The sequence below is a fragment of the Glycocaulis abyssi genome, assembly GCF_041429775.1.
Lineage (GTDB): Bacteria > Pseudomonadota > Alphaproteobacteria > Caulobacterales > Maricaulaceae > Glycocaulis > Glycocaulis abyssi.
This window is the reverse complement of the sequence record NZ_CP163421.1, coordinates 2,653,634-2,667,483: the sequence shown is the minus strand read 5'-3', so window position 1 is coordinate 2,667,483 and position 13,850 is coordinate 2,653,634. Positions and strand designations below refer to the sequence as shown.

Genomic DNA, 13,850 nt, shown 5'->3' with positions numbered 1-13,850 from the left:
CCCCGGCCCGTTCAAGGTGCTTCCCCCGATTATTCTTTTTATGGGTCTATTCGGCGCCAATGTTGGACAGCGCTTCTTCCAGCTCCAGGAAGCTTGGCTGCATCTTGGAGGGCACATTGCCCCGGCCAATCTCCACCGAAATCTGGGCGGCATTGCCGTGAAGGTGCGCCACCAGCACGCTCTGGATGATTTTGTAGAAGATCGCTTCCTCGTCATAGACTTCCTTCATCCGCACCGCGAACGGGCCGACAAAGCCGTAAGACAGGAACACGCCAAGGAAGGTGCCGACCAGCGCCGAACCGATCATCGCGCCCAGATATTCAGGCGGCTGGGTGATGGCGCTCATCGTCTTGATAATGCCCAGCACGGCCGCCACAATCCCCAGCGCAGGCAGGGCATCAGCCATGTTCTGCAGGGCATGGGCCGGGCCGGACGCCTCGTGATGGTGCTTTTCCAGCTGCTTTTCCATCGCGTCTTCGACCTGGTGCGGGTCTTCCAGATTCATCGTCATCATGCGCAGCGTGTCGCAGATGAAATCGACCGCGAAATGATCCTTCATAATGCGCGGATATTTGGAGAAGAGCGCGCTTTCATGCGGCTTCTCGATATGGGCCTCCAGAGCGATGACACCCTTGGTCTTCATCGTCTTGGTCAGCGCAAACAGAAGCGCCAGCAGATCCTGATAATCCTGCGGCTTCCATTTCGGCCCGGCGAAGAGCTTGGACATGTCGCCGGCAGTCTTGCTGACCGTCTTGCCCGAATTACCGATGAAGAACGCGCCCATGGCCGCGCCCATGATCATCATCATCTCGAAGGGCAGCGCCTTGAGAATAACGTCGAAATGGCCGCCAGCGAGCACAAAGCCGCCAAACACCATCGCGAACACGCAGACAATGCCGATTATCTGAAACATATACCCACCATCCCGCAGTCTTCCGGAGCCGTTCTGGCCGGACCGGGTGAAAGGGCGGATTTTTCCGCTTCTCTTCCCCCCGGCCCATGTCCGGTTTCGGGACGTTTCTACGCGAAGATGCTTAAAACCCGGTTTTCACGCTGTTAGCGGAGCGTTTACGACGCGCGCGGGGCGGACTATCCCTCCCTCCATGCCCCTGAACGCGAACCAGCAGACACGGGCGGACCGGCGCGGTGCCTTCCGCCTGCTCTTCATCTGCCTGGTGGCGGTGGGGGTCGGCAACTCCATGCTGTTTGCCATCCTGCCGCCGCTGGCGCGCGATATCGGCATTGCCGAGATCTATGTCGGCGCGATCTACACCCTCTCTGCCCTGATGTATCTGACGATGAGCCCGGTCTGGGGTGGATTGTCCGACCAGTATGGCCGCCGCCCGCTGGTCATTTTCGGGCTGGCGACCTATGCCGCCTCCACCCTGATCCTTGCTGCTGGCGCCTGGGCGGGCCAGAGCGGCTTCCTGCCGCCCCTCATCGCTGTACTGGCCATGGCGCTGGCGCGCGCGCTTTTCGGGGCATTCGGTTCGGCCACCGGCCCGGCGGCACAAGCCTATGTCGCAGACCGCACCGCCCCGTCTGAACGCACTGAGGCGCTGGCCAGCATGACGGCGGCCTTTGCCCTTGGCGGCATGATCGGCCCGGCTCTGGCGGCCGCCTTCTCAGAACGCATCGGCATGGTGCCCTTCATGGTGCTGATCGCGCTGCTGGTCGGCGCGTGCGCGGTGATTGTCCGCCTGACCCTGCCGGAGAACACACCGCCAAGGGAACGTGGCCACCGCCCGCTCAACCCGCTGGCCCAGTTTGCGTTTGCCGCCGACGGGCGGGTACGCGCCTTCGTGCTCTACGGCTGCGCCAGCTGGCTGGTGCAGGCCGCCAGCCTGCAGGCCATCGGCTTTTTCATCATCGACCGGCTGGAGCTGGACACGACCGCCGGCCTTCAGCTCGCCGGTGTTGCCCTGACCGCAGGCGCAGCGGCTTTGATTTTTGCCCAGCTGGTGGCGATACCCGCGCTGAAAGTCTCTCCGCGCATGCTGATGCTGATCGGGGCGGGTCTGACGCTCGCCGGGCAGATCGAGCTGATCTTTTCCGGCGGCTATGCCTCCATCGTGCTCGGCTTTTTGCTGAACTCACTGGGCTTTGGCTTTGCCCGCTCCGGCTTTACCGGCGGAGCCAGCCTGGCGGTGTCACCGGGGGAGCAGGGCCGGGCGGCAGGTGTGACGGCGGCGACCGCCGGTCTCGGCTTCCTCGTCGCGCCCCTGTCGGGCCTCTGGCTCTATCAGGCGGTAGGGCCCACTGCGCCCTTCATGCTCAATATCGTGCTGTCTGTCGTGGCGCTGGGCGTCGCCTTCTTCCACCCGCGCGTGCGGGTGGCCGTCCAGCCGTTTGAGCAAGACGGGGATGACGGCGGGATGGTGTGAAACAGGTTTCCCCTCTCCTTCGAGACGGCCTTGCGGCCTCCTCAGGATGAGGGGAAAGGAGCAGCGCTCCCTTATGCTGAGGGCGAGCGAAGCGAAGCGTCTCGAAGCACGAGGGAGCGTCTACCGCGCCCTGTCCGCCGCCATCACCGCATTATAGAGCGCCAGTCCCGCATAGCCGTCCGGTTCAAACCCGTTGGCGCTCTGGAAGGCGCGGATGGCGCGGCGCGTATTGGGGCCGACCACCCCGTCCAGCCCGCCCGGATCATGGCCGAGCCGGGCCAGAGCTTCCTGCAGCTCGCGTGACTGGGTGCGGTTGATCGGCGGATTGTCTGTCGGCCAGCCCGTTGCCATGCCCGCATCGCCATGCTCGAACGCGCGGGCGAGATAAGCCACGCCCAGAGCGTAGGCGGTAGAGTTGTTATAGCGTAAGAGCGCCTCGAAATTGCGATAAACCAGGAAGGCAGGCGCACCTGCCCCGGCCGGAATCACCAGGCGCGCCGAGCGATAGAGATCGTCGGCTGCCCAATCGCCGGACGCCGGATCAATATCGAGCGCTGCCCACTCGGCAACCGTACGGCGCTGGCGCTCATTCCAGTCCGCAAAACTGAAACCTTCCGGCAGGCGTACCTCGGTAAACACCGGCTGGCGGTATTCCCAGCCCGCACGTGCCAGCAGGTTTGCCGCACTGCCCAGCGCATCGCCTTCATTGCGCCAGATATCGCGCCGCCCGTCGCCATTGAAGTCGACTGCGCGCTCCATATAGGTCGCCGGGATGAACTGGGTCTGGCCCATACCGCCCGCCCACGAGCCGACAAGCTCGGCCCGCGTGGCATAACCGCGCTCTATCATCTGCGCGATGGCACGCAGCTGGGCCTCGGCAAACCCGCGCCTGCGGCCCTCCCAGGCGAGCGTGGCCAGCGAGCGGACAATATCGAAATTGCCCTGGATCTCGCCATAGGCACTTTCCAGCCCCCATATGCCGGTGAGGATGTGCTGGTCGACCTCGAAACGCTCTTCCACCGCCTGCAGCGTCTCGGCGATACGCGCTGAGGCGCGGCGGCCATTGGCCACGCGCGTTTCAGACACCGCCCCTTCCAGATACTGCCAGATCGGGCGGACAAATTCGGGTTGGGTCTGGTCGCGCTCGATCACGGTCGGGTCAGGCTCCAGCCCGTCCAGCATCGAGGACACGATCTCAGGGCGGACGCCCTCACTGCGCAAATCGGACGCAAACCCGTCGCGCCACGCGGTAAAGGGAACATCCTGCGCAAGAGCCGCGCCTGCAGGGCTGGCCGCAAGCACAAGCCCCGCCAGCCACACTGCGCCAATAGCGGCTGCGTGACGGAAATAACGATGGTTAGTCAGCATGTAAGGGTCCTCACCGCGCACCTGGCCAATCCCGCGAGATCGCAAGTCTTCCTGTTAACACGCAGAAGATCAATGCGCGATGAACGCGCCAGGCGGATATGGTTAGCAGGACATTTACGCTAACACACTAAATTAATTATCTTTTCTTACGCCTCATTAAGCCTTGCCTGCTAGATTCCAGGCCAGATTCAGGCATGAAATCTGCATGCCTTACCGGGGTGGACCGGCAGTGGTGCCGGTTCGGGCAAGGGCGAATGGACATGAAACGGCTGTCAGGCTTCTTCAAAGACCGCGCCGGCAATATCGCGGTGATCTTTGCACTGTCACTGGTTCCCGTCATAGGGGTTGCCGGGGTGTCGGTCGACACCGCGCGCCTCATCAATGTGCGCACCTCTTTGCAAGCCGAGGCCGACGCGACCGCGCTCAATGCTGCCGTGGGCGGGCCTGAGCAGAATTTCGCCATCCAGATCAATGGCATGAACGACCGCCTGATGGCAGCCTTTGGCGGAGCGGGCATGACGGCCCTGGAGGTTGATGGCGCATGGAACGGGCTGGATTTCCGCGTCGACGCCAGTGCGCTCGTGTCCACCGTTCTGATCCACGCCCTGCCCGGTATCGGCGACAGCGTGCGTGTCTCGGTGCATTCCACCGCGCGCCTGCACCAGCCCATGCTGCAGTACGAGCCGCCGGAAGTCAGCTGGCTCGACCCGGAAGCAGGCGATTACAACCGCATCTATGTCTATTGCTACGACCCCGATCCGAACGCCAGCAAGACTCCCGCGCAGCGGCGGACACAGCGCACCCCTGTGCAGGACAATAACGGGATCAACTTTATCACGCGCTGGCCCAACCAGTATCAGTGGCCGCGTTGCGAGGAAGGCGAGACGATCAGCTTCGAGCTGTACAATCTGCGCTTCTCGCGCACCAATCCGGACCGGATCGACCATAACCCGGACAATGACCACCACTGGTGCCAGCACACGCCGACGGCCGACTTCCCCAATCCGTGCCGCCACCGCTATTTCACCGACACGGCGCATGTGAACGGGCAGGAGGTCCATAACGGGCTGCAATACAACATCCTCGAGACCGTGCTGTGCGGCAGCCTGGATGAGTGCAAACCGGTCAGCGAGGGCGGCGTCATCCCGACGGGCACCAACCGCACGCCGCAGCGCGCCGAGCAGGGCTGCAGCCCCGGCCGCTACATGTATTACGGCTGGGAAGACCGTCCGCCCGGCCTGCCCGGCGGCACGGCCAACTGGACCCAGATGGGCTGGACCGACCGCGATTATGACGATATCCGCATCATCATGGAGTGCCCGCAACTGGACACGACCCGCGAACGCTATGTGCGGCTGATCGAGTAGGCTCCATCGTTTCTGTGCAAGTGGCGCGGCACCCCGGTTGACTTGAGCCGGGGCGGACTGTAACACCTGCGCTCCCTTGAATATGCGGGCGCTCAGACCCCGCTCCAGGTACGAGACAAGACCATGAAAGTGCGCAGCTCCATCCGCTCCCTGAAAGCCCGGCACCGCGATTGCCAGGTGGTGCGCCGCCGTGGCCGCGTCTACGTGATCAACAAGACCGACCCGCGCTTCAAGGCCCGCGCCGGCTAGCATTGCTGCGCCGGACTCATGGCTGTGCGCGCCATCCTGTGGGATCTGGGGCGTACGCTGGCCGACTGGGATCCCGACTATCTTTATCGCCGATTAATCCCGGACGCAGACGCGCGCCGGGATTTTCTTTCGCGCATATGCACCATGGACTGGCATGAGGCACACGATCGCGGTGTCTCCATGGCCGATAACCGTGAAGCACTGATCGCACGGCACCCCGGCAAGGCTGCGCTCATCAAAGCCTGGGACACGGGCTGGAACGCCATGTTCAACGGCTATGTGGAAGGCATGGAGGGGCTCGTCGAGGCGCTCCATACGCGCGGCGTGCCGCAATATGCCCTCTCCAACATGCCAGCAGAAAAATGGCCCGAAGTGCTGGCGCTCTACCCGGCCTTCACCCTGTTCGAGACCGCCCTGATTTCCGGTCAGGAGGGGCTGGTAAAGCCCGATCCGGCCATCTACGCCCTTGCCATATCGCGCATAGGCACACCGCCGCACGAAACACTCTTCATTGATGACCGGCTGGACAATATCGAGGCCGGCGCGAAAGCCGGCTTTGCTGTCCACCATTTCGCCGGCGCGCCTGCCCTCCGGGCAGAGCTGGACCGGCTGGGACTGTTGCCGCTCACCGGCTAAACACTCACCTTGTCATGCAGATTTGATTTGCCGCGGAACGATTGCGCCCCATACTGGGTTATCAGGCAGGGACGAAATCCTATTGGGAGGTATGTGCCATGAGGCGCCTTTTCGCCGGATTTGTTGCCAGCGCCGCCATACTGGCCGCTTGCGCTGAATCCACCCCCTACCAGCGCGCCGCGACACAAGGCGGGTTTGGCTATTCTGAACAGCAGATCGAGCAGAACCGGTTCATGGTCGGGTTTTCCGGCAACTCGCTGACCGACCGGCAGTCGGTGGAAACCTTCCTGCTCTACCGGGCAGCAGAGCTGACCCGCGAACAGGGCTATGACTATTTCCGCCTGATCCGCCGCGATACCGAGGCAGAGCGGCGCATAACCGGTTCGCCCGGCCCGGCCTATCGCAGCCGGTTTGACGTCTTCTACCGCTATTACCACCCCCGTCATGGCTGGTATGGCTGGCGCGATCCGTTCTGGGACGACATCAATCTGCGCGAGGTCACCCGCTATGAGGCGATGGCCGAGATCCAGCTGGGCCGCGGCGAGACGCCCGACAGCCCGGATGCGTTTGATGCCGCCGACGTGATCCGCAATCTGGGTCCGCTGGTGCGCCCGCCCGCGCAGTAATAACCGATCTGCAAAGCAAAAAGCCCCGGACGGAAACGTCCGGGGCTTTTCTTCGTCCGGATGGTAACCCTGCCTAGAAATTCGCCGACAGTCCGAACAACACGGCACGCGGCGCACCGGGGCGCAGACCCGCCGGGCTGCGCGAGGCGGCATAAACCTCGTCGGTGAGGTTTCTTACCTGCACGCGCGCGCGCAGCGCGTCGCTCAGATCATACCAGACGGCCAGATCGGCCACTGCATAGGAGTCCAGGAACTCGGCAGCAGGAATACTGCCCTGCCCGGCGCGAGTGCGCCGCTCGCCATTCCAGGTCACGGCCAGCTGGCTGCCGAACCGGCCATGCTCCAGCCCGACAGAGGCAAACCATTGATGCTCTGGCAAATAGGGCAGCTTGTCGCCTGCCTGCACATTGCCCCATGGGCTATAGCCGGAGGCGAATGCGGTCTGGAACTCGGCATCGGTCCAGGTGTAGGCGCCGCGCAGCGGCACCGACACGCCGCTCCAGCCACCAAGTGCCGCCAGATCGAACCCGCCCGACAGCTCCACGCCCCGCACGTCCACATCGCCGCCATCAAACTGCGCGCCGATTGTGCAGCCGCCGCCGGTGGAGGCCGTGCACGTGCCGATCAGGTTGGAATAGTCGTTGAAGAAGCCAATCGCCTCCACAAAGGCAGATCCGCCCGTCCAGCGCACGCCCGCCTCCCAGTTCACCGCATCTTCCGGATCACTGCTGGAGGACGGTGAAGATGGTGAGAAGCCGCGATGCACGCCGCCAAAAAGCGTCACGGCGTCATTGAGCTGATAGCGGACACCAAGACCTGGAATGAACACATCGGTCGTGCTGCCGGTAACCGTTGTGGCACCGGTGCGGGCCTGGTCGGTGGCGGCCCAGCGGGTCTGCGTGCCTTCAATGCGCTCATAGCGCAGACCCGGCACCAGGGTAAGTGCGCCGAAGCTGATCTCGTCCTGCACGAAGATGGCCAGCGCTTCGGCTTCACTGACGCGGTTATCATGCTCGCCGGGCGCTTGCGCGCCGGTTTGCACCAGCTGCGAATTGTCCATGCGGTAGAAGACCTCGTTCTGGAACCGGTCTTCGCTATCGCGGTGCGCGCGCACGCCTACCCGCCAGCGATGGTTCGCACCCAGCAGGGCCGCATCGCCCGCCAGCTCGGCCTGTACGCCTTCGGCCACGTAGGCACGGTTATTATTGCGGCTGATGACCGCGCCATCGATGGAGACCAGGCCCGGCTGACCGGTCAGGATGGCGTATTCCGCCGAATAGGTGACCGGATCGGAGAGCACTGCGCCCAGCGAGCGGCGCCCGGCTCCGGCATTGACGCCTTCCACCTTGAACCAGTTGCGCGCCACCTCGTTGCGATAGCCCAGCGCCGTGAAGGCAAGGCCATTGTCGAAGGCCGCGTCATAGCGCAGCACCCAGCGCGACTGATCAACATTGATCTGGTCATTGGCGCTGGCGGCATAGCGGCGGTAGGGGTCAGCCGCGAAATCGGCATCCGTGAGACCCATATAGGTCTCGTCGGATGTCTCATCAGAGGTCTGGTAGCGCAGCTCCACAGCATGGGTCACCCCCGTGCCATCGAACTCGGCGCGCAGGCGGGCGCCAAAGTCTGTCAGATCGAAGCCCGTGGAGCGGTCTTCATTGAAATCGATGGTCTTGAAGCCATCCGCGCTGTCCGTATAAGCCTCGGCCAGACCGCCCAGACGCACGCCTTGAGCGACTTCGGTCATGCCACCGGCATAGGCGTGGATGCGGCGTGCCTCTTCTTCACCGGCCGTGATGGCGAGACGCCCCGACCAGCTTTCCGGCACCGGCGTGGAGAGGAAATTGATCGAGCCACCTTGTGTGCGCGGACCATAGCGGACCCCGGCTGCACCCTTGACGATCTCGACCCCGGCCATCCGGCCGACATAGGGAGAGTAATACGCCGCAGCCGCCGAATAGGGCGCGGGCGCCGCCAGAATGCCATCCTCCATCAGGACGATATTGGCCGACCGGTCGATCCCCGTGCCACGCAGACCGATATTGGGCCGCAGGCCATACCCGTCCTCTTCCTGGATGTTCACCCCCGGCACCTGGCGCAGTACGCGATTGATATCGGTGTAGTCCTGTACCTGCAGCACTTCGCTGGACAGCAAGGTGGCCGAACCGGCGACGTCGCGGGCATCGCCCTTCAGCCCGATAATGGTGATGGTCTCGACATTGAGATCGGCATCGCTGGAGTTTTCAGCGGCGGCATTGGCGGCAAGAGCCAGCACGGCAGTGCTGGCGAGAAGAAGCGTGCGCATGGTTGGCGTCGTCCCTGACGTCTGGTGAAACTGAGAATAAGTCTCACCTACAGGACGCGCGGGGCGCTGCCAATAGCTTTTGAGAATGAATTGCAGAAAAAAGCGGGCGGCGGCGCTCCACTCAACACTCGTCACCCCCACGGAGGTGGGGGTCCAGAGCTGAAGCGCGAAAGCTTCGCAGACTGCTCTGGGTTCCCGCCTGCGCGGGAACGACGAAACGTTGAAGGCCCAGCGCCAGAAACAGCGAACCCTATTTCGGGGGCATGCGCGCGCCGGCATCAAGACGCACGCATTCGGCATTGATGTAATCATTGCCGACCATGAAGGCGACGAGATCGGCATATTCGGCCGGCGTGCCGAAGCGCTGCGGGAACTGGAGATGGCTGGCGAGGTTCACTTTCACTTCCGGCGGCATCTGCTGGTAGATCGGGGTCTCGAAGAAGCCCGGCAGGATGGTGTTCACCCGGATGCCTTCGCGGGCCAGGTCACGCGCCATGGGCAGCGTCATGCCGTAAATGCCGCCCTTGGAGGCGGAATAGGCCACCTGGCCGATCTGGCCGTCCTGCGCAGCCACCGAGGCCGTATTGACGATCACGCCGCGGCCCGACGCATCAGGATCAAGGGTGAGCATGCCTTCAGCGGCCAGCACGGCGCAATTGAACGAGCCGATGAGGTTGATGTTGATAACGAGCGCGAACTTGTCGAGCTGGTGGCCGACAATATCGCCGGAGGAGGAGCGGCGGGCGGTCTTCTCAGCCCAGCCAATCCCGGCGCAGTTCACCAGGATGCGCTCCTGGCCATTGGCCGCGCGCGCCTTTTCAAAGCCGGCCTTCACGCTGTCCACATCGGCGACATTGACTTGCGCGAACACGCCGCCCAGCTCCTTGGCCAGTGCTTCGCCGCGCTCGGCATTGAGATCGAAGATCGCGACCTTGCACCCTTCGGCGGCCAGACGCCGGGCCGTGCCCTCGCCCAGACCCGATGCCCCGCCCGTGATAACCGCGCTTGCGCCCTTGAACTGCATGAACTCTCTCCCGCTTGAAATGGTTTTTGCCGCTGCATGAGCGATGTGCAGATGCACCACGCTTTCCCAGACGAAATAGCGCCTTGGCGCTTCTGAGGGAAGCGCGGGGATGCTATGAGCCTCACCTCGTCATTTCCCGCCAGATGGAGCTACGCCCATGAACCGCCCGACCGCCCTCGTCCTGCATGGCGGAGCCGGTGTGCTCGCCGAGCGTTCCTATGAACGCGAAGTCGCCCATCTGCGCGACCTGGCCGAAGAGGGCAAGGCGCTGCTGGGCGCGGGCGAGCAGGCGGTGGATATCGCCGTGAAGCTGGTACGCGCCATGGAGGAAAGCGCCCTCTATGTGGCCGGGCGCGGCGCATCGCCGAACACGGCCGGGCGCTACGAGCTGGACGCCTCCATCATGGAAGGCCCCACACGCAAGGCAGGCGCTGTCGCGGCGCTGGAGGGCTTCATTTCGCCCATTACAGCCGCACGCGTGGTCATGGAGGCAACGCCCCATGTGCTGATCGCGGGCGCTGGCGCCGCCGAAATCGCGCGTGCGCACGCCATTGAAGAGATCACCGATCCGGAAAACTATTATCAGCCCGCCGCCGTGCCCGATGGCCGTGAGATCGCAACCGGAACGGTGGGCTGTGTGGTGCTGGACGCGCACGGGGCTCTGTGCGGGGCCACCTCCACCGGCGGCACGCTTCGCAAGCGCTGGGGCCGGGTCGGTGACACGCCCATTATCGGGTCCGGCACCTGGGCTGATGCGCGCGTGGCCGTCTCCTGCACCGGGCAGGGCGAGTTCTTCATGCGCGCCAACGCCGCCGCCGATGTCTCGGCGCGCATGCGTTATCTCGGCTCAAATCTCGATGAGGCGGTCAAGGGCGTGCTGGACGATATTGCGGAGCTGGGCGGCGATGGCGGGATCATCGCGGTCGATTCAAAAGGCCATGTCAGCGCGCAGTACAACTCGCAAGGCATGAAGCACGCGATTCTTCACGCCGATGGCCGGATCGAAGCGGGCATGACGCGCTAGCGCGCCTACGCCGCGTCGGTATGGGCCATGCCCGACAGAATGGCGTTCACGGCAGCTGAATCCGGCGCAGCGCGCAGCGCGGTGCGCACATCCTCGCGCCGGAACATGCGCGCCACACGGGCCAGGGCTTTAAGATGCTCCGCCCCGGAATCCTCCGGTGCCAGCAGCAGAAAGACCAGATCGGCGTGACGGCCATCCATGGCGTCGAAATCTACCGGGGTTTTAAGGCGCGCAAACACACCGCACACCCGGTCCACATCACCGGTCCGGGCATGGGGAATGGCGACACCATCGCCCACGCCTGTCGAGCCGAGCTTCTCGCGTTCCATCACAGCGTCCAGCACCTTGCGCGCCGGCACATGCAGCGTGCGCTGCGCCAGATCACACAATGACTGGAGCACCTGCTTGCGGCTGGTACCGGGCAGGTCTGCCACCGCCCCTCCGGGCGGAATCAGGTCTGACAATGCCATGTCACGCCTTTGCTTGTCGGCGGGGCGAAAAGCCCCCGTTCAGCGAACGGCGCCGTCTTTAGCCTCTCGGGCCGGATCAATCCACCCCACATGACCATCAGGGCGCCTGTAGACCACATTGAGCGATCCGCTTGCCGCATTCCGGAACAGCATGAAGGGCGTATCGAGCACATCCATCTCGTGCACAGCCATGGAGACGGTAAGTGTACGCAGCTCGCCGACTGTCTCTGCCACGATGACCGGCTCGCTGCCGCCCGTAGCGCCGCCATCATCAAGATCGGCGTCATCCTCGTCGAGCGTCACGGCACGCCCATTGCCCCTGAAGACGACAATGGGTGTTTCCTCGGCGGGCAGCTCCATCTTGTTTTCGGCGTGGTGGTCCTTCAGGCGGCGCTTGTAGCGGCGCAGACGTTTTTCCAGATGTTCGACCGCAACTTCCGCAGCGGCATAGGCATCGGCCCCTTCGCCTGTGGCCTGCAGGAAAGCACCAGACGGCAGGTGCAGGGCGCACTCCACGCGAAACCCGAACCCTTCCTTGGCGGCGGTGACAAACGCCTCGCCCGGACGGCTGAAATACTTCGCCGTGCCTTCCTCAACCTTGCCCTCGATGCGTTCGCGAAGGGCGGGAGAAACGTCGATACCTTTGGAAACAAACTGGATGTGCATGTCAGCTCCATCTGCTGCTGGCGCGTTGCGCTGGCTGCAGGAGCCTTTTTTCAAAAAGGCCCCTGGCGCTTGATGCAACGCGTGGCCGAATGCCCGGTTTCCTACCGGACACAGTGACGGTAGCAAGCCGGGCGGGGGCGTCAATGCAGATAACTGGTTAATGACGCAACGGACAGGTTTGCGGTTACCAATATCCTAGGGTGCGTGCGCGATCAGGATTGGGACCCTAGCGCTTCATCATCCGGCGGCGCTGCACCGAGGACGGGATATTCATCGCCTCGCGGTATTTGGCCACGGTGCGCCGGGCAATCTCGATACCATCGGCCAGAAGCCGGTCGACAATGGCATCATCGCTCATGATCTCGTTGACGGTTTCGGCCTGGATTATGGCCTTGATCCGGTAGCGCACCGCCTCGGCCGAATACGCCTCCCCGCCATCGGCAGAGGCTATGGATGAGGTGAAGAAATATTTCAGCTCGAACAGGCCGCGCGGCGTGGCCACATACTTGTTCGAGGTCACGCGGCTGACCGTGCTTTCGTGCATGCCGACCGCATCGGCCACCGTCTTCAGGTTCAAGGGCCGCAGCCAGGCCACGCCCTTGGCCAGGAAAGCGTCCTGCTGGCGGACAATCTCGCTGGCCACTTTCAGGATGGTGCGTGCACGCTGATCAAGGCTTTTGACCAGCCAGGACGCATTCTGCGTGCATTCGGTGATGAAAGTCTTTTCCTCTGCCGAGCGGGCGCTGCCGGCAATCTGGGCCGCATAGCGGTTATTCATCAGCACGCGCGGCAGCGTGTCGGTATTGAGCTCCACCGCCCAGCTGCCATCGGGGCGCTCACGCACATAGACATCGGGTTCCACCGCGCGCGTGCTGTCAGAGCCAAAGGCGAGGCCGGGCTTGGGCGTCAGACGCTTCAGCTCGGCAATCATGTCTTCAAGGTCTTCCTGATCGACCTCACAAAGCCCGCGCAGGCCCGCATAATCATGCTTGGCCAGCAGCGGCAGATTATCGACGAGCGCTGCCATGGCCGGGTCCAGACGGTCGCGTTCGGCCAGCTGTATCGCCAGGCATTCCTGCAGCCCGCGCGCCATCACGCCAGCCGGCTCAAACTCCTGCAGGCGCGCCAGAATGGCCTCCACCTCGGACTGGGTGACACCCAGCCGCTCGGCCGTTTCGGCCAGATCGGCGCGCACATAGCCATCATCATCGGCCAGATCGATCAGATGGGCCGCGATCATGCGGTCAGCGCTGGTCAGCGCCAGATCGGCCAGCTGGTCATGCAGATGCTCGCGCAGGGTCTTGTCCCGGCTGGCATGGGCGGCCGCGTCAAAATCCTCGCCGTCAAACCCGCCGCCGCCCTTTCCGGCGCGCGACCAGTCCACTGCGCCGCCCGTATCGCGCGCGCCTGCCATGTCCGGCGCGCTGTCGGCATACATCGCCTCCCGGTCGGCATCGAGCGCCTCATCGGCGGCAGAGGACGGCGCATCAAAGCTAAGCTCGCCATGCGGATCAGCGGTGGCCTCGGCGGGCGCGCGTTCATCCTCACCGCCCGGTTCCGGGCGCTCATCACGCTCCAGAAGCGGATTGCGCTCCAGCTCTTCTTCCACGAACTCGGCCAGCTCGATATTGTTCAGCTGCAGCAGCTTGATGGCCTGCTGGAGCTGCGGGGTCATCACCAGACCCTGCCCCTGCCGCGCCTCCAGCCTTTGTCCAAGCTTCGCCATCTGTC

Annotated in this window: 13 protein-coding genes; 6 read left to right on the top strand and 7 right to left on the bottom strand. The window is 63.8% G+C overall.

All coding sequences use genetic code 11. The features are described 5' to 3' along the window. Positions 1-46 precede the first annotated feature (46 nt). Positions 47-913, bottom strand: coding sequence for a flagellar motor stator protein MotA (gene motA / locus AB6B38_RS12890; protein ID WP_371393283.1), 867 nt, complete (start codon positions 911-913; stop codon positions 47-49). Positions 914-1,103: 190 nt separating this feature from the next. On the opposite strand from motA, the gene AB6B38_RS12885 reads away from it, so the two are divergent. Beyond that, positions 1,104-2,384 (top strand): MFS transporter, encoded by a 1,281-nt coding sequence (locus tag AB6B38_RS12885; protein ID WP_371393282.1) that lies wholly within the window; start codon positions 1,104-1,106, stop codon positions 2,382-2,384. Positions 2,385-2,504: 120 nt separating this feature from the next. Here the strand turns inward: AB6B38_RS12885 and AB6B38_RS12880 are convergent, their stop codons facing one another. After that, positions 2,505-3,752, bottom strand: coding sequence for a lytic murein transglycosylase (locus tag AB6B38_RS12880; protein ID WP_371393281.1), 1,248 nt, complete (start codon positions 3,750-3,752; stop codon positions 2,505-2,507). A 194-nt stretch (positions 3,753-3,946) separates the two neighbouring features. Here AB6B38_RS12880 and AB6B38_RS12875 point away from each other — a divergent pair, with 194 nt between their 5' ends. From AB6B38_RS12875 to AB6B38_RS12860, 4 genes are all read left to right on the top strand, one after another. Continuing rightward, complete coding sequence (locus AB6B38_RS12875; RefSeq protein WP_371393280.1) at positions 3,947-5,119, top strand: TadE/TadG family type IV pilus assembly protein; 1,173 nt, start codon at positions 3,947-3,949, stop codon at positions 5,117-5,119. Positions 5,120-5,242: 123 nt separating this feature from the next. Further along, a complete protein-coding gene (gene ykgO, locus AB6B38_RS12870) occupies positions 5,243-5,368 on the top strand; it encodes a type B 50S ribosomal protein L36 (protein WP_036511313.1) in 126 nt (41 codons plus the stop codon). 18 nt (positions 5,369-5,386) lie between these two features. Next, positions 5,387-6,004: an HAD family hydrolase gene (locus AB6B38_RS12865; RefSeq protein ID WP_371393279.1), complete on the top strand. Its 618-nt coding sequence runs from the start codon at positions 5,387-5,389 to the stop codon at positions 6,002-6,004. A 98-nt stretch (positions 6,005-6,102) separates the two neighbouring features. Beyond that, on the top strand, positions 6,103-6,630 hold the full coding sequence (locus AB6B38_RS12860) for a hypothetical protein (protein ID WP_371393277.1): 528 nt from the start codon (positions 6,103-6,105) through the stop codon (positions 6,628-6,630). A 73-nt stretch (positions 6,631-6,703) separates the two neighbouring features. Here the strand turns inward: AB6B38_RS12860 and AB6B38_RS12855 are convergent, their stop codons facing one another. Both AB6B38_RS12855 and AB6B38_RS12850 read right to left on the bottom strand, forming a co-directional pair. Then, entirely contained in the window at positions 6,704-8,935 is a 2,232-nt protein-coding gene (locus tag AB6B38_RS12855) for a TonB-dependent receptor family protein (RefSeq protein ID WP_371393276.1), read from the bottom strand. 250 nt (positions 8,936-9,185) lie between these two features. Continuing rightward, positions 9,186-9,959 carry an SDR family NAD(P)-dependent oxidoreductase gene (locus tag AB6B38_RS12850; protein ID WP_371393275.1) on the bottom strand — a complete coding sequence of 258 codons (774 nt, stop codon included), beginning with the start codon at positions 9,957-9,959 and terminating at the stop codon, positions 9,186-9,188. A 157-nt stretch (positions 9,960-10,116) separates the two neighbouring features. Between AB6B38_RS12850 and AB6B38_RS12845 the strand changes: the two genes are divergently transcribed. After that, a complete protein-coding gene (locus AB6B38_RS12845; protein ID WP_371393273.1) occupies positions 10,117-10,983 on the top strand; it encodes an isoaspartyl peptidase/L-asparaginase family protein in 867 nt (288 codons plus the stop codon). Between the two features lie 5 nt (positions 10,984-10,988). On the opposite strand, the gene ptsN is transcribed toward AB6B38_RS12845, so the two are convergent. From ptsN to rpoN, 3 genes are all read right to left on the bottom strand, one after another. Next, the gene (gene ptsN / locus AB6B38_RS12840; RefSeq protein WP_127568832.1) at positions 10,989-11,453 is read right to left on the bottom strand and encodes a PTS IIA-like nitrogen regulatory protein PtsN; all 465 of its coding nucleotides are present in this window, start codon (positions 11,451-11,453) and stop codon (positions 10,989-10,991) included. Positions 11,454-11,492: 39 nt separating this feature from the next. Beyond that, positions 11,493-12,119, bottom strand: coding sequence for a ribosome hibernation-promoting factor, HPF/YfiA family (gene hpf / locus AB6B38_RS12835; protein ID WP_371393272.1), 627 nt, complete (start codon positions 12,117-12,119; stop codon positions 11,493-11,495). A gap of 226 nt (positions 12,120-12,345) precedes the next feature. After that, positions 12,346-13,845: an RNA polymerase factor sigma-54 gene (gene rpoN / locus AB6B38_RS12830; protein ID WP_371393271.1), complete on the bottom strand. Its 1,500-nt coding sequence runs from the start codon at positions 13,843-13,845 to the stop codon at positions 12,346-12,348. Positions 13,846-13,850: the final 5 nt, after the last annotated feature.